This is a genomic window from Jatrophihabitans sp. (assembly GCF_036389215.1).
Lineage (GTDB): Bacteria > Actinomycetota > Actinomycetes > Mycobacteriales > Jatrophihabitantaceae > Jatrophihabitans_A.
In genome coordinates, this window is record NZ_DASVQG010000278.1 from 1 (window position 1) to 17,782 (window position 17,782).

Consider the following 17,782-nt stretch of genomic DNA (forward strand, 5'->3'; position numbering starts at 1 on the left):
CTGACGCTGCTGCGCGACCAGCGGCTGGCCGAGATCCCGGCTGAGATGCTGCCGGCAGACCTGTACTCCCTCAGCCAGGAGCAGACGCTGGCCTGGGAGGCCGGTTTCTCCGAGGCCGCCCGGGCGACGGTCCGGATCCCGCTGCCGGCGGCTGCCGCCGAGGCTCCCGCGGGCAGCCCGTCGGCATCCGGGCCGGGATCAGCGTCGGCACCGGCGGAGTCCTCACCCGTGACGGGGCTGGCGGACCAGGACACCGAGGCGGTGGACGAGTCGGCTGCCGAACCTGCCCCGGCTGCTGGATCCGAGCCCGCTGCCGAGGTGCCGGTCGGCTCGACCGGCTCCTCCCGCACCTCCGGCTCAGCAGGCCGGGACGAGCTCGGCGACGACTCCGGGTGCCAGATCGGGATGACGCTGGACGGCAACCGGGTGTGCTTCGACCCGCACGCGGCGCTGCGTGCGGGCAAGAGCCCGGTGTTCGCCGTCCTGGGCCACGCCGACGAGCGAGCCCGGCTGGTGTTGAGCGTGGCGCAGGACGCCGCGGCCCGGGGCACCGGGGTGGTGCTGCTCGACCTGTCCGGCCAGCTCGCCTCGCGGGCGGCGGGTCTGGGCAAGAACGTCCGGATCGTTCGCCGGCCGCAGGCCTCGGTGCCTCGGCTGGAGGACCTGGTCCAGGGAGCCGTCGGGCTGGGTGGCCTCTGGGACACCGTGGCGGGGCTGTCCCGCGGCGCCGGCCTGGCGCAGATGTTCACCGGCTCTGGCGACGAGCGGATCGAACCGGGCTATGTCACGGTCATCGGGCTGTCCGGTGACCAGCTCGGCGCCGCGCTGCCCGCGATGCAGATCATCGGCCAGCTGGCGTCCAAGGCGGACTTTCCCCGGCTGCTGCACGTCGACCTGCCGGCCGGCATCACCGTGCCGGCTCCGTTCGTCTCGCGGCTGGGCCGGATCGTGCGGACGGCCCGGCAGCAGAACGCCGCCGTCGGGCTGTCCGCTGAGGACGCGGACACCGTCGGACAGCTCACCGGCGGCGGCGCGCTGCTGTCCACCGCGGTGGCGTTCGCGACCGCCAGCCCGGCCGAGGCCGACCGGCTGCGCAACCTGCTCGGGGTGGACGCCCCGATCCTGCTTAACCCGCCCGGCTCCTCCATCCGGCCCAGCGACGAGACCTGGGCGGCGATGCGTGACCTGCACGGCCGCCTCGGGCAGGTCCGGATGGAAGGCTGGTAAGCGTTTCGTTACCCAATTGCCGTTTGGCTGCCTGAGGACGGCGGCGCATGCTGGACCGGTGATGCCCGCCTGGCTGATCTGGTTGGTTCTCGCCGCGGCGCTCGGCGCGATCGAGATAATGACACTCGCCTTCGCCGCCGGGCTGATGGCCTTCGCCGCGCTGGCAGCGGCGATCGTCGCCGGGGCCGGTGGCGGCCTGGAGGCGCAGGCGATCGCCTTCGCGCTGACCTCGTTCGCCTCGCTCGCGGTAGTCGTTCCGCTGGCCCGCCGGCGAGGCGTCGCCCGGGCCGGCTACCGCAGCGGCACCGACGCGCTGCTGGATCATCCGGCGGTGGTCCTCACCGAGGTCGACGCACAGTCGGGCACGGTCCGGATCGGCGGCGAGGTGTGGTCAGCCCGGGCCTACGACGAAACCCTTGTCCTGCCGGTGGGAACTCGGGTCAGCGTGTTCCAGATCGTCGGGGCGACCGCGCTCGTCTATCCCAGGGAGTTCTCATGATCGCTGTCCTGATCATCGCGATCACCGCGGCGCTGGTGCTCGCCGTGCTCAGCCGCACGATCCGGATCGTGCCGCAGGCGCGGGCGTATCCGATCGAGCGGCTCGGTTCCTACAACCGGACGCTGTCGGCGGGTTTCAACACCCTGGTGCCCGGCATCGACCGGATCCGCGCCAAGATCGACCTGCGCGAGCAGGTGGTGTCGTTCGCGCCGCAGCCGGTGATCACCGAGGACAACCTGGTGGTGCACATCGATACGGTGCTGTACTTCCAGGTGACCGACCCGCGGGCAGCCACCTATGAGATCGCGAATTACCTGCAGGCCATTGAGCAATTGACGGTCACGACGCTGCGCAACGTCATCGGCGGCCTGGACCTGGAACGGACCCTGACCTCGCGCGAGGAGATCAACGCCCAGCTTCGCGGGGTCCTCGACGAGGCCACCGGCAAGTGGGGGATCCGGGTGAACCGGGTCGAGCTCAAGGCGATCGACCCGCCCAAGTCGATCATCGACGCGATGGAGAAGCAGCTGCGCGCCGAACGCGACAAGCGCGCCACCATCCTGACCGCCGAAGGCCTTCGGCAGTCTCAGATCCTGACCGCCGAGGGAGCCAAGCAATCGGCGATCCTCACCGCCGAGGGGCAGCGGCAGTCCCAGATCCTGATGGCCGAGGGGCAGGCCAAGGCGATCGACATCGTCTTCACCGCCATCCACGAAGGCCGTCCCGATCCGGAACTGCTGGCGTATCAGTACCTGCAGGCGCTGCCGAAGATCGCCGAGGGGCAGGGCAGCCAGGTGTGGATGATCCCGAGCGAACTGACCAAGGCACTCGACGGTTTCGCCGCCGCCTTCAGCGGCGGCAAGAATCCGGCGCGGCCGGAGGCAAGCAACGGCGTCGTACCGCAGCCGGGAACCGCGATAGGGCGAGGCTAGCCAGGCCGCACCAACCCACAGCGGTTCAGCGGTCCAGGTCAGACGTCAAGGTCAAGGACCAACGGCGCGTGATCCGACGGGCCCTCACCGCGCCGGGCGTCGCGATCCACCCACACCGACCGGGCGGTCCGGGCGATCGGGTCGCTGACCAGCGCCAGGTCGATCCGCATGCCCCGGCCCTTCTGGAACCCGAGCATCCGCATCTCCCAGAAGGTGTAGGGAGGCCGGGTGTCCTCGGGATCGATGGAGGCGCGCGGCATCAGGTCCACCAGCGGCGGCTGCCCGGCACCGGCCTGCCGGACGGCCGCGAGCGCCGCGCGTTCCGGTGCGCTGACATGGGTCGAGCCGTCGAAGGCGACGATGTCCCACACGTCGTCGTCGTTCGGCGCCACGTTGAAGTCCCCGAGCAGTCCGTAGGGCGCATCAGGCCCGAGCGCGACCCGCTCGGCCGCGCACTGGGTGCCGAGCGCCTGCAGGAAGCGCAGCTTGTAGTCGAAGTGCTGGTGACCGACGACCCTGCCGTTGGGGACGTACACCGACCACAGCCTGATGCCGGCACAGGTGGCGCCGAGGGCCCGGTCCTCGACGACTCCGTCGAAGTCCGGTTGCCCCGGCAGCCCCCGGGTCACGTCGGTGAGCCCGACCCGGGACAGGATGCCCACCCCGTTCCACCGGCCGTTGCCAAGGTGCGCGGATTCATACCCGAGGGCCGACAGCTCCGCGGCTGGCCAGGACTGCTCGGTCGCCTTGGTCTCCTGCACCAGCAGGACGTCGGGCTGGCGGTCCTCCAGCCAGGACAGCAGCCGCGGCAGCCGTGCCTTGACGGAGTTCAGGTTCCAGGTCGCGATGCGCATCCCTAGATACTGTCATCGCCTGGCTGGGACGCTGGATCAGTGGGTCATGGCACCGGGCGAACGCAGCGTGGGGCAGACTCGTGGAATGGCGCATCGATTGTCAACCATCACCGCACCTGACGGGCGCGCGCTCGGCGTCGCGCAGTGGGGTGCCCCGGACGGTTCCCCCCTCTTTTCCCTGCACGGCACACCTGGATCCCGGTTCGGTCGTCACCCGGATGAGGCTGCGCTCCAACGCGCCGGGCTGCGGGTGGTGACCTATGACCGGCCCGGCTACGGAGTGTCGGCCCGTCTGCCCGGGCGACGGGTAGTCGACTGCGCCGCAGATGTCACCGCCATCGCTGACGAGTTGGGCATCGACCGGTTCGCTGTCACCGGCGGGTCCGGCGGTGGACCGCACTCGCTGGCGGTGGCCGCCCGGCTGGGTGACCGGGTGGAACGCGCCGAGTGCGTGGTCGGCGCCGCTCCCTTCGACGCTGAGGGGTTGGACTGGTGGGCGGGCATGGACCCGCAGAACGTCCGGGAATTCCACTGGGCGCTCGAGGGTGAGCAGGTTCTGCACGAGCACCTCGCACGGCTGGCGGAGCAGGACCTGGAGCGGATCGCGAAGGATCCGTCGAAGATCCTCTCCGACGACTGGCAACTCGCCGACGCCGACCGGGAGAAGCTCTCCCGTCCTGATCTTCAGGTGGTGTTCGTGGAAGCAATGCGGGCCGCGTACGCCGCCGGAGTGTGGGGTTGGGTCGACGATGACCTGGCGCTGCTCACCGGGTGGGGCTTCGACCTGGATGAGATCCACGTGCCGGTCACCATCCGCTACGGCACCCAGGATGTCCTTGCCCCCGCCGGTCATGGCGCCTGGCTGGCCGCCCATGTTCCCGGCGCGAAGGTCGTCGTAAACCCCGAAGCCGGTCACCTCAGCGATCCCGACACCCGGATCGAGGAATTGCGCGAGCTGGTCGCGGCGGGCTGATCGGCCGCTACCGGTACCTCGATACGGTGTTGCGGACTATGGTGCGGTCATCAACTAGGGCCGGGGGCTACTGTGCGACAACGTATCGAGAACGGCGGGCTCACCGTCCAGGCCATCGCCGGAAACCACGCGGTATTCCTCGGCTTCGACCTCACCGACGAGGCCCGGGACGGCTGTCTGGGATTTGCGGTCCACCGGGAGGACCTCACCGGCAACACCGCCCGCTGGCTGTCGGGATTCAAGACCTTCAAGTCCCAGGTGCCTGACCCGGCTCTGACCGCGATCTACCAGACCGAGGCCCAGCCGATCCAGTCGATGTGGTGGGGCGACTACACCGCCAAGCCGGCCCACCGGTACCGGTACACGATCCTGCCGCGGTACGGCACCCCCGCCGAGCTGACGTCCAAGGACTCGGTCTCAGCGACCCTCGAACTCACCACCAACGACCCGGGCACCGGCACCCACGGGATCTACTTCAACCGTGGTGTCGCGGCCAGCCAGGCCTATGCCGCCCGGTTCGGGGACGCCCCGGGCAACCTCCCGCCCGACAAGCGCGAGGAGGCGATGACCTGGCTCTCGCGCGGCTTGCACGAGGCGCTGATCGCCTTTCTCCAAGACGGCGCCTCGGCCTCGCTGGCCATCCGGGCCGCCGTCTACGAGCTGACCGAACCCACTGTGCTGAAGGCATTCGCCAAGGCACACGCGGCCGGTGCGGACGTCCGGATCGTCTATCACGCCGACGGTGATCAGGGCGAGCTCAACGAGGCCGCGATCGAAGATGCCGTGCGGAATTCGAACCTCGACCGTTCGATCCTGATCCCGCGGACCCACGCGGTGATCGCGCACAACAAGTTCATCGTGCGCGCCGACCGCAACGGCGCGGGCGCGCTCAGCCCGGCGCAGGTGTGGACCGGGTCGACGAACCTCAGCCAGGGTGGCATCTTCGGGCACTCCAACGTCGGGCACGTGGTGCGAGACCCCGAGGTCGCGCAGCGGTTCCTGGAGTACTGGACCGAGCTTTCCGCCGACCCGGCCCGGCACGCGCTGCAGGCCTGGGCGGATGCGCACAGTGCCTTCGACACCGATGCGCTGGCGACCGGCGGGACCCACCCGCTGTTCAGCCCGCGGACCGCGCTCGATCCGCTGGACTGGTACGCGGCGGGCTTCGCCGCAAGCGCGGTGAGCACGCACATCACGCTGCCCTTCGGGCTGGACGACGCGCACTTCGAAGCCCAGCTTGCCGGCGCGCACACCCCCGGAGTGCTGCGGTTCGTGCTGCTCAACAAGCCTGACAACCATCAGCGCAGCTGGTCGGCCGACCCGATGGTGCAGGTGGCCGTCGGCGCGCTGGGCACACCGGAGTCACTCGGTGGCTGGGCGGCCGAGCACCTGACCGGGTTCAACCCGCACGTGCCGTACCTGCACACCAAGGTGTTGCTGATCGGCCCGCTCGGCCCCGCGCCGGTCACCATCTCCGGCTCGGCGAACTTCTCCACCGCCTCGACGACGTCCAACGACGAGAACATGCTTGTGATCACGGGTGATACCGAGGTGGCCGACGTCTACTTCACCGAGTTCAACCGGATCTTCGACCACTTCTACGCCCGGTGGTGGGCGCACCGGCTGCACCAGCACGCCCCCGACCCGCACGACTACCTGACCGAGGACGCGAGCTGGCAGGAGCCCTACTTCAAGCCCGGAAACCCCAAGAACGCAAGGCGAATCCTGTATTCGGGCTGACCGGCTCAGGCCGCCACGCCGTCGCCCGACAGGTCCGGCCGCCCGGCTGATGAGCCGTTCTGGATCCAGTGGCCCAGGCACTCCGGTGAGAAGAGCTGGTCGGCCACCAGGAAGGCGGCGCCCAGCAGGCCGGCACGGTCCCCGAGCGGCGAGGTCGTGATGCGCAGGTCGCGCGTGCTCAGGGCGGTGGAGCGGCCGTAGACCGTCCGCCGCAGCTCACCGAGGAAGATGTCGCCACCGGAGCTGACCTGCCCGCCGAGGACGATGAGCGACGGGTTGTAGAAGTTCACCAGCGTCGCCAGCACGCGGCCCACCAAGCGGCCTGACCGGGTCAGCAGGGCCAGGCTTGCCGGGTCGCCTGCGCCCGCGGCGGCCGTCACGTCCCGAGCGGTGATGTGGTCGGCAGCGGCCAGCACCTCCGCCAGCGCGGCACTGCGCCCGGACCGCGCGATCGCGAGCCCGTCGCGGCTGAGCGCGTACCCGCCGGCCAGTGCCTCCAGGCAACCGGTGTTGCCGCAGCGGCACAGGACGCTGTCGTCGTCGAGCACCGACACGTGACCGATGTCGCCCGCGGCGCCCTGGGCACCGCGATGCAGGTGCCCTGCCGAGATCAGCCCGGCGCCGATTCCGGTACCCACCTTGACGTACAGCAGCTCCAGCTCGTTGCGGCCGATCCCGGCACGCAGTTCGCCCAGCGCCATGACGTTGACGTCATTGTCCACCCAGGCCGGCGCCTGATAGGTGGCCGCGAGCCTGTCGCGCACCGGGTAGCCATCCCAACCCGGCATGATCGGCGGCGCGATCGGGCGTCCCTTGGAGAACTCGACCGGGCCGGGCAGTCCGACGCCGACGCCCCACACCGGCACCCCGGCCGGTCGTGCGGCCAGCAGTTCGTCGAAGATCTGCTCGAGCCGGGCCAGCGTCGATTCGGGACCGGCCGCCACATCGCAGGCCTCGGTGCGCTGGGCGAGCAGCACGCCGTCCAGGTCGCTCAAGCCGGCCTGCAGCTCGGTCGCGCCCAGTTCGGCGACGAGCAGGCAGCCGACCTCGGCGCGAAATCGCAGTTCGCGGGACGGCCGCCCTCCGGTGGACGGTGCCAGGCTGCCTTCATCGACCAGCCCGAAGTCGATCAACTGGGTCACTCGCTGGCTGACGACGTTGCGACCCAGACCGAGGTGCCTCACGAGGGCGGGGCGGGTCCGCAGCCGGCCGCCGCGCACGGCTGCGAGTACAGCGGCGAGGGAGTCGACCTGATCAGCGGCCAGTCCTTCGGCTGGGTGCTTCGAACTCATGCGCCGCCTGGTCTCTCACTCGGATCCGTTGATGGCAGAGGCCGTACTTAGCTCATATGCAGGCATAAGTATCCCCATACTGCGCACCTCAGAGCAAGATCATGCCAGAGTTTGAGTTTCAAGGGGTTGACTTTTGCATGCCGCGTGCAATACGTTGCCAGGACGGTGATTACGGTCACCGCACTGAGCACATGCCGAGGTCGCCGGGGGAGGCAACCGCTGTGAGTCCAGCCGCCGTCAGGCCAGCCGTTATGAGGCCAGCCGCTGTGAGTCCTGCCGCAGGAGTACGGGCCGGTTCCGCGGCTGCTGGCCGGAGGCACGGATGAAGACTCGCGCCCAAGCCGCGATCGTGGGAACCGGTTTCATCGCCGGCGTGCACGCGCATGCGGTGCGGGCCGCGGGCGGTGAGGTGGTAGCCGTGCTCGGCAGCGGCCCGGCCACCACGGCCAGCGGCGTCGAGGCCATGGGCGCCCAGCGCGGCGCCGCCGACCTCGCGGAGTTGGTGGCCGCACCCGATGTCGACGTCGTGCACATCTGCACGCCCAACCGGACGCATCTGGAGATGGCGCAAGCCGCGCTGGCCGCGGGCAAGCACGTGATCTGCGAGAAGCCGCTGGCTACCTCCGTCGCCGATGCGCGGCAGCTGACCGAGCTCGCCCGGACCGCTGGGCGGGTGGCCAGCGTGCCGTTCGTCTACCGCTTCTACGCCTCGGTTCGCGAAGCCAGGAACCAGATCGCCCGCGAGGCCGCCGGCCCGCTGTGGCTGTTGCACGGCACCTACCTGCAGGACTGGCTGGCCGCGCGCGAGGCGACGAACTGGCGGATGGATCCCGCCCTCGGTGGCGCCTCGCGCGCCTTCGGCGACATCGGCGTGCACTGGTGTGACCTGATGGAGTTCACGACGGGACACCGGATCATCCGGCTGGCCGCACAGCTGGGCAACGCCCACCCGAAGCGAGGCGTCGGCAACGATCAGGCCGAACCCGGCACCGAGGACGGCGCGGTGGTCGTCTTCCAGACCGATCGCGGGGCCATGGGGTCGGTGGTGGTGTCCCAGGTGAGTCCCGGGCGCAAGAACCGCCTGTGGTTCTCCTTCGACGGCCCCGACGCCTCGTACTCCTTCGACCAGGAGATGCCCGAGTCGCTGTGGATCGGCGGCCGCGACCAGAACGCGGTCGTGATGCGCGGCACGGACGTCTTCGGCCAGCCCGCCTCGACGTACTCGCGGTTGCCGGCCGGTCACCCGCAGGGTTATCAGGACGCCTTCAACGCCTATGTCGACGACGTCTACGCCGCCATGGAAGGAGACGCTCCCGACGGGCTGCCGATGTTCGACGACGGTCTGCGCGCGGCGATCCTCACCCAGGCAGTCGTGGACGCCTCGACGTCACAGGCTTGGGTGGAGGTGCCGGCATGACGGAGGCCGGCATGACGGAGGCCGGCATGACGGAGGCCGGCGTGACCGCGGGCGGCGAGCCGCTGCTGCGGCTCACCGGAATCGTGAAGACCTTTCCCGGCGTGCGCGCCCTCGACGGCGTGGAGCTGGAGGTGCTGGCGGGCGAGGTGCACTGCCTGCTCGGGCAGAACGGCGCCGGCAAGTCCACCCTGATCAAGGTGCTCGCGGGAGTGCATCGCCCGGACTCCGGGTCGTTGCTCTGGCACGGCGAGGAGGTCTCCTTCAGCGGGCCGCAGGCCGCCACCAAGGCGGGCATCGCCACCATCTACCAGGAACTTGACCTCGTCGATGACCTGACGGTGGCCGAGAACATCTTCCTCGGGCACGAGCAGGCCGCCGCCGGCTTCGTCCGCCGCGGCAGGATGCGAGCCGAGGCCACCGCCGTGCTGCGCCGGCTCGGCCACGGCGACATCCCGGTCAACCGCAAGGTCGGCCGGCTGCCCGCCGCGGCCAAGCAGATCGTCAGCATGGGCCGCGCGCTGTCCCACGACGCCCAGCTGCTCGTGATGGACGAGCCCAGCGCGGTCCTCGCGCACGACGAGGTGGCGAACCTGTTCCGCGTCATCCGCGAGCTGACCTCGCGCGGTATCGCCGTCGTCTACATCTCCCACCGGCTGGAGGAGATCCGCGAGATCGGGGATCGGGTGACCGTCCTCAAGGACGGGCGCACGTCGGCGGTGAACCTGCCGGCGCGCACGACCAGAACCGACGACCTGGTCACCCGGATGACCGGGCGTTCCATCGAATACGTGTTTCCCGAGCGTGCCGGGCGCCCGGAAGGCGAATCCGCTGAGCGCACCGATGCCAATCCCAGCCCAGCGCTGCTGGAGGTGGTCGGCCTGACCCGGCCGGGGGAGTTCGCCGACGTGTCGCTGTCCGTGCGGGCAGGGGAGATCGTGGGGATCGCGGGCCTGGTGGGATCAGGGCGCTCGGAATTGCTGGAAACCATCTACGGCGCCCGCAAGCCCCACAGCGGCGAGGTCCGCCTGGACGGTCGCAGGCTCGCGCCGGGAAGGGTCTCCAGCGCGGTGCGGGCCGGGCTGGGCCTGGCGCCGGAGGAGCGCAAGAGCCAGGCGCTGATCCTCGAGGACCGGATCTATCGCAACGTCACCCTCGCCACCTTCGCTCGCTACGCCTCGGCTGGATTCACCCGCGCCGCCGCCGAACGCGCGGCGGCAGCCGAGATCGCCGACAGGCTGGCGCTGCACCCGCGTGCGGTCGGACGGCCGGTGAAGACGCTCTCCGGCGGTAATCAGCAGAAGGTCGTCCTCGGCCGATGGCTGCTGGACCCGTCGACCAGTACCCCGTCACAAGCTGGTCGATCCGGAAAATCCACGGGCACCCGGCTGCTGCTGCTCGACGAGCCGACCCGCGGCGTGGACGTCGGCGCCCGGGCGGACCTGTACCGGGTCATCCGACGGATGGCCGAGAACGGCATGGGCGTGCTCATGGTCTCCAGCGAGGTGCCCGAGGTGCTGGGTCTGGCCGACCGGGTGATCGTGATGCGCGAAGGCCGGGTCGTGCGCGAGGCGCCGGCCGGCGAACTGGATGAGGAAACCGTGCTCGATCTCGTCATGGCGGGATCGCTACTGGAAGTGGACAGCCCATGACCGAACGCGTCAAGGTCGTCACCGCGCCGGCTGACGGATCGCCGGACAAGGGATCACCTGCTGATCGATCAGCCACGGCATCGCCGGCTAGGCCGGACTCAGGATTCTCCGTCCGGGGCTGGTTCCGCGACGACGCCAGCGAGCCGGTGCGCCGCAACCTGGGCCTGATAGCGGTGCTGCTCGTGCTGTACGGGATCGGCGCGTGGAGCCGGCCGGACATCTTCCTGCACGCCGACCGGCTGTGGAGCAACGAGCTGACCGTGCTCACGCTGGCCTCGAGCATCGGGGTCGTGGCGATCGGGATGACCTTCGTCATCATCAGCGGTGGCATCGACCTCTCGGTCGGGGCGCTGCTGGCCCTGGCCAGTGTCTGGTGCACGACGCTGTCGACCCAGTCCTACGGCGCCGCGACGATGATCTTCGTCGCCCTGGTCGTGGGCACGGTGGCCGGCCTCACGAACGGATTCCTCATCGCCTACGGCCGGATGGCGCCCTTCATCGCGACCCTGGCGGCGATGGTCGCGGCTCGCGGCCTGGCCCAGAAGATCTCGGGCAAGACCACCCAGGTGGTCAGCGTCAAGGGCATCACCGATATCGCGCAGCGCAAGTTCCTCGGACTCCCGTGGCTGGTGATCATCTTCGCCGTGGTCGCGGTGCTGGCCTGGGTGCTGCTGAACCGGACCACCTTCGGACGGCGCAGCGCCGCGATCGGCGGTAACGGCGAGGCTGCCCGGCTGGCCGGCATCAGCGTCCGCCGCACCCAGGTGATCATCTACGCGCTGTCGGGCCTCTGCTGCGGAATCGCCGCCCTGATGGTGACCGCGCAGGCGAACTCCGGCTCGTCCGACCACGGAAACCTCTATGAACTGCAGGCCATCGCCGCGGTGATCATCGGCGGCACGGCACTGGCCGGTGGCCGGGGCACCATCGTCGGCTCGGTGCTGGGCGTGCTGGTGTTCAGCCAGATCACGAACCTGTTCATCGTGAACAACCTGGCCATCGAGTATCAGCTGATCGCCCAAGGCGTGATCATCGTCGCCGCGGTCCTGATCCAGCAGTTCCGGGTCGGCTCGCTCCTGCGACGACCGACATGAGCACCCGCTGCTCGCCGCGATCCATCTCACCTCGCCGCGATCCATCTCACCTCGGCGTCATCGCCCACACCTCAGCAGCACCCCATCAATCCCGGAGGATGCAGTGAACTATCGAAACAGCAAGAGTGGCGGCGAGCGTGGCGGGCTGTTCACCGGCGTCGTCGCCGTCGCCGTCGCCACGGGTGTGTTGCTGACCGGATGCACCGGAAACACGCCGAAGTCGACCTCCAGCAGCGCCTCGACAGCGGCGGCGCAGGCCGGCACCACGGGCGCCTCGGCGCCGGGCAAGAAGGTGCGGATCATGTTCTCCGGCCCGGTCGCCGACCACGGCTTCCTCGCTGCCATCAACCGGTTCGCCAAGGAGCAGGCGGCGAAGTACCCCGACGTCACCTTCTCCGCGCTCGAGGCCGCCCAGGACGCCCCGTCCCAGATCGCCGCGGTGCAGACCGCCATCGCCGCCAGGCCAGACGCGCTGATCATCTTCCCGCAGGACGGTGACCAGCTCACCGGCGTGGGCAAGGCGGCCACCGCCGCCGGCATCCCGGTGATCAACCTGGACCGCAAGTTCAACGACCAGAGTGCCTACCGGATGTTCCTGGCCGGCGACAACTACAAGGTGGGCTTCAACGCCGGCACCTACATCGGCCAGAAGCTCAAGGGCAAATCCGACGCGGTTATCGGCGAGATCACCGGCATCGCGACCCTGGCGCTGACCCGCGAGCGCTCGCAGGGCTTCAAGGACGCGCTGGCCATCTACGGCCTCAAGGTGACCCGGCAGGTCAACGCCTCGTTCACGGTGCAGTCCGGCCAGGCGGCGATGGCCAACCTGCTGGCCGCCGCACCGAAGCTCGACGCCGTGTTCAACCACGACGACGACCAGAACATCGGCTCCGAAGCGGCCGCCGCCCAGGCCAACCGCAAGGAGTTCTTCATCGTCGGCACCGCGGCCTCCAACACGATGCTCAAGCACATCAAGAACGGCGACGCCCGCATCGAGGCCGATGTGACCTTCACCCCGGCGATCTCGGCGACCGCGGTGTCGATGGCGCGGCTGATCGCGCAGGGACGGTCCTCCGACGACCTGGCCGGCCTGCCGCTGCCCAGCAACATGTTGATCGACTCCGAGCTGGTCACCAAGGACAACGTCGCCCAGTACGAGAAGTTCGGCTGGGACTAGTGCGCCGGCCGATCACGCTCTTCACCGGCCAGTGGGCCGACCTGCCTTTCCAGGAGGTGGCTCGGCTCGCGGCCGGCTGGGGATACGACGGGCTGGAGATCGCCTGCTGGGGTGATCACCTCGATGTGGCAAGGGCGGTCGCGGACCCGGCGTACCTGCAGAACCGGCGAGACATCCTGGATGAGAACGGGCTGAAGGTGTATGCCATCTCCAACCATCTCGCCGGCCAGGCGGTGTGTGACGACCCGATCGACGCCCGGCACCGCGACATGCTGCTGCCGGCCATCTGGGGGGACGGGGATCCCGAAGGAGTGCGGCAGCGAGCCGCGCAGGCGCTCAAGGACACCGCGGTGGTGGCGGCCAAGCTCGGCGTGGACACGGTGGTCGGCTTCACCGGGTCAGCCGCGTGGAAGTACGTCGCGATGTTCCCGCCGGTGTCGCCTGCCCTGATGGAGGCTGCCTATCAGGACTTCGCCGACCGGTGGAACCCGATCCTCGACGTGTTCGACGACCAGGGCGTGCGCTTCGCACACGAGGTGCACCCGAGCGAGATCGCCTACGACTACTACACGACCGAGATGGCGCTGGAGGCGATCGGGCACCGGCCGGCCTTCGGGCTGAACTGGGACCCGAGCCACTTCGTCTGGCAGGCGCTGGATCCGGTCATGTTCCTCTGGGACTTCCGGGACCGGATCTATCACGTCGACTGCAAGGACACCCGGCTTCGGACCGGCAACGGGCGTCGCGGTGTGCTGGGCTCACACCTGCCGTGGGCGGATCCTCGGCGGGGATGGGACTTCGTCTCCACCGGTCACGGGGACGTCCCGTGGGAGGACTGCTTCCGGATGCTGAACACCATCGGCTACACCGGCCCGCTGTCCATCGAGTGGGAGGACGCCGGCATGGACCGCCTGGTCGGCGCGCCGGAAGCTCGGCAGTTCGTCGCAGGCCTGGCCTTCGACCCGCCAACCGCTGCGTTCGACGCGGCGTTCTCCAGCGCCAAGGAGGAGTAGCTCGGCGGGCGCGAATGGGCCCGCCTCCATACGGCGAGCCAGTTGGATAGCCTGGCCTCGTGGAGTTCAGCCCGGAGCTACGAGCAGACGTGCTGTCCGGTGACATCACGGTCACGTTCCGGCTGTGGAGCAGGCCCCGCGTCAAGGTCGGTGGCCGCTATCGGGTCGAGAGCGAACAGATCGAAGTAGATTCGATCGAGTTGGTCCCGTTCGCATCGATCGATGAATCCGAGTTGCCGCGCTGCGGTGAAGCCGATCTCGAATCGCTACGCCGCCGAGCCGCTCACGCCGGTCCCATCCAGGACGACACACTGCTTTACCGGATCGAGTTTCACCTGGTCGAGTAACCGACAGCCGGCTGGACTTCATACGCGCCGGGACCGGTGATCCTGTGTCCGGGTGGCTTTTAAGAAGCGCCGTCGGAAGGAATCGAACCTTCCGCAACGTCCATGCTCGACTGCCACGCCTCAGCGTCGTCTGCTGGCGGTTTCCCGCCGTCGCATCCAGGACCGGCACGTTATATAACCACGGACGGTCGCGCAGGCCTTCCCCGGAGTGGGGTGACCTGCATCATGACCAGCAGGGATCAGTCGGCGTCCTCAGAACTCGGCCCAGGAATCGTGGCCAGGTCAGCGATCACGGCGTCGCGGTCGTCGTCCTCGGCGATGTCGTCAGCGGCCAGGCGGGCTCGCTCGGCCCAGCTGCCAGCAGCGGTCGAATCGCCCGCGACGCTGGCGGCACGGGCCAATGCCTCGTAGGCGTAAGCCAGATCCCAGTCGCCGATCCCGTTCTGCTGGCAGATCTCAAGGCAGCGCCGCGCGTGGTAGCCGGCCGGCTCGCCGCGCCCCAGCACCGTGTAGACCCGCGACACCTGCCATTCGCTGCGCGCCAGGTTGTTCGCCGTCGCGCCGGTCCCCTCGGCGCGCCAGTGGTGAGCGGAGGCGTGCGCCATGTGCAGCATCGCGTCGTCCTCCTCAATCGACCGGTCCTGCTGGCCCATCAGCTCCCAGGTCCGGTTGAACAGCTCGATCCCGATCGCACGGTGGTTCAAGGCCTCGTCGCTGCTGGTCATGCCATGCAGTATCTCGTGAAACGCGGCCGGGCACTATGAAGGAATGGTCGATTCGGACTGGCCGGCACTGGCCGGCTCTCAGGCGCTCGCCGATGACCAGCGCCGGGTGCTCACCGCGCTGCTGGCCATGCAACGCCAGTCCTGGGAGCAGGGGGTGACCGGGCATGCCCTGCTCGACCTGGGCCGGCACGACCTGCTGCGGCCGATGGCACGCGACGCGGTGCTGCGCCAGCTGCCGGACGGCCGGCTGGCCGAGATCGACAGCCAGGGGCTGGTGAACAGCGCCGCCAACGGCGAGGCGGTGCGCTGGGCGGCTCAGGACAGTGGCGAACCCGCGCCGGCGGAGGCACTCGACCGGCAGCTGCGCTGGCTCCGGCAGGACTGCCCGCGCGCCGATGACGGCACCCTGTTCCACCTGGCCGGTGGCCGTGAGGTGTGGAGCGACACCGTCTACATGGTCGTTCCGCTGCTGGCCGCGGTCGGTGACGTGGACGGCGCGCACCTGCAGCTGGCCGGGCACCGGCGCCGGCTGTTCGACCCGCGGCGACGGCTGTACGCGGCGCGCTGGGACGAGGACTCCCGGCAGCTGAGCCTGCCCGCGCTGTGGGGGACCGGCAACGGCTGGGTCGTCGCCGGCATCGCCCGGGCGCTGCGGCACCTGAAGGGTGACACCAGCGGCGCCGACTTCGAGCGGGACGCGGCCGAGCACGCCCGCGAGGTGATCGACGCCTGCCTGTCCTACCGCCGTCCGGACGGGCTCTTCCACGACGTGCTGGACGACCCGAGCACGTTCGTCGAGGCCAACCTGGGTCAGATGCTGGCCTATGCGATCTTCACTGGAGTGGCCGACGGCTGGCTGCCAGCCGCTTACGCCGAGACAGCCGGCTCGTTGCTGGTCTGCGCCAGGGAGCGACTCGACGCTGACGGCCTGGTCACCGGCGTCTGCGGGGCACCGCACTTCGACCGGCCCGGCATCTCGGCCGAGGCGCAGGCGTTCTTCCTGCTCGCCTCCGCGGCAGCTCAGCGACTCGTCCGTCACCGCGCAACATGAACCAGCAAGTCACCGAGGCTCAGCGGCGGTAACCGGCTCGCCCCGGTCGGCACCAGCGCCGGTTCCGAAAGCCGAACGCCCGACGACAACGACCAGCCCGGCGGCCACCGCCAGCACCGCCCCGACCACCGGCAGATCCCCGAGCCGGCCGGCCACCACCAGCCGGTCGCCGGCCAGCGCGCCGCCGCCGATGCCGATCTGGAACGCCACCACGTACACCGCCGAGGCGGCATCCTGGGCCTGCGGCGCCACCCGCAGGATCGCTGACTGCAGGCATACCGGCAGCGCGGTGAAAGCCGCACCCCAGGCCAGCACCGCCACCACGGTCGGCCCGCTGACCCGCGACATGGCGAGCACCGTCAACGCCACGATCATGAGCCCGAGGCAGCTGACGAGCGCTGCCCGGGGCCGGCGGTCCACCAGCCGGCCGACCAGGACGGTGCCGAGCAGGCCGAGCGCTCCGTAGCCGAGCAGCAGCAGGGTCAGCTCGTGCCCGGCCAGGCCGCCGCCGCGACGGGCCAGCGGGGCGATGTAGGTGTAGGCCGTGAAGTGACCGATGACCGCGAGGGCGGTCACCGCGCACACCTGCGCCACGGCCGGTGCCCGGATGACGGTGGCCGCGGCCCGCAACCGGGACGCCGGACCGGCCGCCAGGTCGGCGGGGGAGGCAGGAAGCGCCGGCAGCACCAGCAGCAGCGCCGCGGTGCTGAACGCGCCCGCCAGCGCCAGCACCGCGGAGGCGACCCGCCAGCCGGCCCACTGGCCCAGCGCGGTGCCCAGCGGCACCCCGAGCACCAGGGCGAGGGAGTTCCCGACGAACACCAGCGAGGTCGCCCGCCCTGCCTGGCCCGGCGGCGCCAGCCGGGCGGCGGCCGGCGCGATGGCCGACCAGAACACCCCGTGCGCCAGCGCGCACAGCAGCCTTGCGACGGTCAGCGTGAGAAAGGTCGGTGCCATCGACGCCGCCAGCTGCGACACCGTGAAGACGGCGACCAGAGCCGCCATCAACCGGTGCCGCGTCAGCTGCATGGTCAGCGCCGTCAGCGGGATGGTGGTGAGCGCGACCACGGCGGCGTAGCTGGTGAGCAGCAGGCCGACATCGGCCTCGCTGACCGACAGCCCGCGCGAGATCTCGGGCAGCAGGCCCACCGGCAGCGTCTCGGCGGTGACGTAGACGAACGCCGAGGCGGCCAGCGCGGCCAGCGCCGCCGGATGGGTGCCCGTTGCGGAGCGATGTCTGAGGAACTCGCGCAAAGGCACAACCACGATTCTGCTCAGCCCGGCACTCGGTCCGGCACGCGGCCACCGCGCCGAGGTACGTCAGCCGGGGAGCGCGTCAGCCGGGGAGCGCGTCAGCCGAGTGGGTCAGCTGGGTAGTGGCCCAGCGACTGCTCGGCCCGGCTGATCGCGTCCGGGTACCCGAACAGCCCGGGCATCCCACCGGTGTGCAGGAACACGGTCTTGGCGCCTGCGGTGATCGTCCCGGCCTCGACGGCGGCCACCAGGGCGGCCATCGCCCGGCCGGTGTAGATCGGGTCCAGCACGATGCCCTCGGTGCGGCCGGCAAGGCGCATGGCCGCCGCGGTCTGGTCGCTGACGTGGGGATAGCCGGCGCCGACCTGGTCGAGGCTGACCCGCAGCTCCGCGGCGGCGACCGTGCTGGAAGCGACCTGGCTGGCGAGCTCGGCCACCGCGCCGGCCGGGTCGGCCACGGCACCCACGTCCACACCGAGCACCCGGCTGGGCCCGAGCGCGGCCACCAGGCCGGCCATGGTCCCGCCGGACCCGAGCG

At 70.2% G+C, this 17,782-nt stretch carries 16 protein-coding genes and 1 pseudogene; 12 read left to right on the forward strand and 5 right to left on the reverse strand.

The window, feature by feature from the left end; genetic code table 11:
• The 3 genes and pseudogenes from VF542_RS15510 to VF542_RS15520 form a co-directional block, all read left to right on the forward strand.
• A pseudogene (locus tag VF542_RS15510) lies at positions 1 to 1,227 on the forward strand (hypothetical protein); the annotation flags it as partial.
• Between the two features lie 61 nt (positions 1,228 to 1,288).
• Positions 1,289 to 1,726: an NfeD family protein gene (locus VF542_RS15515; protein WP_408652612.1), complete on the forward strand. Its 438-nt coding sequence runs from the start codon at positions 1,289 to 1,291 to the stop codon at positions 1,724 to 1,726.
• Positions 1,723 to 2,658, forward strand: a complete 936-nt coding sequence (locus VF542_RS15520; RefSeq protein WP_408652598.1) for an SPFH domain-containing protein — start codon at positions 1,723 to 1,725, stop codon at positions 2,656 to 2,658. The genes VF542_RS15515 and VF542_RS15520 overlap by 4 nt, the downstream gene beginning before the upstream one ends.
• Before the next feature lie 38 nt (positions 2,659 to 2,696).
• Here the strand turns inward: VF542_RS15520 and VF542_RS15525 are convergent, their stop codons facing one another.
• On the reverse strand, positions 2,697 to 3,512 hold the full coding sequence (locus VF542_RS15525) for an exodeoxyribonuclease III (protein WP_408652599.1): 816 nt from the start codon (positions 3,510 to 3,512) through the stop codon (positions 2,697 to 2,699).
• 85 nt (positions 3,513 to 3,597) lie between these two features.
• Here VF542_RS15525 and VF542_RS15530 point away from each other — a divergent pair, with 85 nt between their 5' ends.
• Together VF542_RS15530 and VF542_RS15535 are read left to right on the forward strand one after the other, a co-directional pair.
• Positions 3,598 to 4,485: an alpha/beta fold hydrolase gene (locus tag VF542_RS15530; protein WP_408652600.1), complete on the forward strand. Its 888-nt coding sequence runs from the start codon at positions 3,598 to 3,600 to the stop codon at positions 4,483 to 4,485.
• A 72-nt stretch (positions 4,486 to 4,557) separates the two neighbouring features.
• Positions 4,558 to 6,225 carry a phospholipase D-like domain-containing protein gene (locus tag VF542_RS15535; protein WP_408652601.1) on the forward strand — a complete coding sequence of 556 codons (1,668 nt, stop codon included), beginning with the start codon at positions 4,558 to 4,560 and terminating at the stop codon, positions 6,223 to 6,225.
• A 5-nt stretch (positions 6,226 to 6,230) separates the two neighbouring features.
• On the opposite strand, the gene VF542_RS15540 is transcribed toward VF542_RS15535, so the two are convergent.
• Complete coding sequence (locus VF542_RS15540) at positions 6,231 to 7,517, reverse strand: ROK family protein (RefSeq protein WP_408652602.1); 1,287 nt, start codon at positions 7,515 to 7,517, stop codon at positions 6,231 to 6,233.
• Positions 7,518 to 7,839: 322 nt separating this feature from the next.
• Here VF542_RS15540 and VF542_RS15545 point away from each other — a divergent pair, with 322 nt between their 5' ends.
• The 6 genes from VF542_RS15545 to VF542_RS15570 all read left to right on the forward strand — a co-directional run bounded on the left by VF542_RS15545 (position 7,840) and on the right by VF542_RS15570 (position 14,214).
• Entirely contained in the window at positions 7,840 to 8,934 is a 1,095-nt protein-coding gene (locus tag VF542_RS15545) for a Gfo/Idh/MocA family protein (protein WP_408652603.1), read from the forward strand.
• 11 nt (positions 8,935 to 8,945) lie between these two features.
• Complete coding sequence (locus tag VF542_RS15550; RefSeq protein WP_408652613.1) at positions 8,946 to 10,583, forward strand: sugar ABC transporter ATP-binding protein; 1,638 nt, start codon at positions 8,946 to 8,948, stop codon at positions 10,581 to 10,583.
• Positions 10,580 to 11,677 carry an ABC transporter permease gene (locus VF542_RS15555; RefSeq protein WP_408652604.1) on the forward strand — a complete coding sequence of 366 codons (1,098 nt, stop codon included), beginning with the start codon at positions 10,580 to 10,582 and terminating at the stop codon, positions 11,675 to 11,677. The genes VF542_RS15550 and VF542_RS15555 overlap by 4 nt, the downstream gene beginning before the upstream one ends.
• Positions 11,678 to 11,780: 103 nt before the next feature.
• Positions 11,781 to 12,854 carry a substrate-binding domain-containing protein gene (locus VF542_RS15560; RefSeq protein WP_408652605.1) on the forward strand — a complete coding sequence of 358 codons (1,074 nt, stop codon included), beginning with the start codon at positions 11,781 to 11,783 and terminating at the stop codon, positions 12,852 to 12,854.
• Positions 12,854 to 13,867 (forward strand): sugar phosphate isomerase/epimerase family protein, encoded by a 1,014-nt coding sequence (locus VF542_RS15565; RefSeq protein ID WP_408652606.1) that lies wholly within the window; start codon positions 12,854 to 12,856, stop codon positions 13,865 to 13,867. Before VF542_RS15560 ends, VF542_RS15565 begins: the two co-directional genes overlap by 1 nt.
• Positions 13,868 to 13,926: 59 nt before the next feature.
• The gene (locus tag VF542_RS15570) at positions 13,927 to 14,214 is read left to right on the forward strand and encodes an ASCH domain-containing protein (protein WP_408652607.1); all 288 of its coding nucleotides are present in this window, start codon (positions 13,927 to 13,929) and stop codon (positions 14,212 to 14,214) included.
• 239 nt (positions 14,215 to 14,453) lie between these two features.
• Here VF542_RS15570 and VF542_RS15575 read toward each other — a convergent pair whose 3' ends face one another.
• On the reverse strand, positions 14,454 to 14,939 hold the full coding sequence (locus tag VF542_RS15575) for a hypothetical protein (protein WP_408652608.1): 486 nt from the start codon (positions 14,937 to 14,939) through the stop codon (positions 14,454 to 14,456).
• 43 nt (positions 14,940 to 14,982) lie between these two features.
• Here VF542_RS15575 and VF542_RS15580 point away from each other — a divergent pair, with 43 nt between their 5' ends.
• Entirely contained in the window at positions 14,983 to 15,990 is a 1,008-nt protein-coding gene (locus tag VF542_RS15580) for a glycoside hydrolase family 88 protein (RefSeq protein ID WP_408652609.1), read from the forward strand.
• Between the two features lie 9 nt (positions 15,991 to 15,999).
• On the opposite strand, the gene VF542_RS15585 is transcribed toward VF542_RS15580, so the two are convergent.
• Both VF542_RS15585 and VF542_RS15590 read right to left on the reverse strand, forming a co-directional pair.
• Positions 16,000 to 17,250 (reverse strand): MFS transporter, encoded by a 1,251-nt coding sequence (locus VF542_RS15585; protein ID WP_408652610.1) that lies wholly within the window; start codon positions 17,248 to 17,250, stop codon positions 16,000 to 16,002.
• Positions 17,251 to 17,342: 92 nt separating this feature from the next.
• The coding region (locus VF542_RS15590) for a pyridoxal-phosphate dependent enzyme (protein ID WP_408652611.1) at positions 17,343 to 17,782 on the reverse strand (440 nt) is incomplete at its 5' end.

Excerpts from the sequence above, each read along its gene's own strand:
- VF542_RS15515 (WP_408652612.1), top strand. The coding sequence starts at position 1,289 with ATGCCCGCCTGGCTGATCTGGTTGGTTCTCGCCGCGGCGCTCGGCGCG.
- VF542_RS15520 (WP_408652598.1), top strand. The coding sequence starts at position 1,723 with ATGATCGCTGTCCTGATCATCGCGATCACCGCGGCGCTGGTGCTCGCC.
- VF542_RS15525 (WP_408652599.1), bottom strand. The coding sequence starts at position 3,512 with ATGCGCATCGCGACCTGGAACCTGAACTCCGTCAAGGCACGGCTGCCG.
- VF542_RS15530 (WP_408652600.1), top strand. The coding sequence starts at position 3,598 with ATGGCGCATCGATTGTCAACCATCACCGCACCTGACGGGCGCGCGCTC.
- VF542_RS15540 (WP_408652602.1), bottom strand. The coding sequence starts at position 7,517 with ATGAGTTCGAAGCACCCAGCCGAAGGACTGGCCGCTGATCAGGTCGAC.
- VF542_RS15545 (WP_408652603.1), top strand. The coding sequence starts at position 7,840 with ATGAAGACTCGCGCCCAAGCCGCGATCGTGGGAACCGGTTTCATCGCC.
- VF542_RS15550 (WP_408652613.1), top strand. The coding sequence starts at position 8,946 with ATGACGGAGGCCGGCATGACGGAGGCCGGCGTGACCGCGGGCGGCGAG.
- VF542_RS15555 (WP_408652604.1), top strand. The coding sequence starts at position 10,580 with ATGACCGAACGCGTCAAGGTCGTCACCGCGCCGGCTGACGGATCGCCG.
- VF542_RS15575 (WP_408652608.1), bottom strand. The coding sequence starts at position 14,939 with ATGACCAGCAGCGACGAGGCCTTGAACCACCGTGCGATCGGGATCGAG.
- VF542_RS15580 (WP_408652609.1), top strand. The coding sequence starts at position 14,983 with ATGGTCGATTCGGACTGGCCGGCACTGGCCGGCTCTCAGGCGCTCGCC.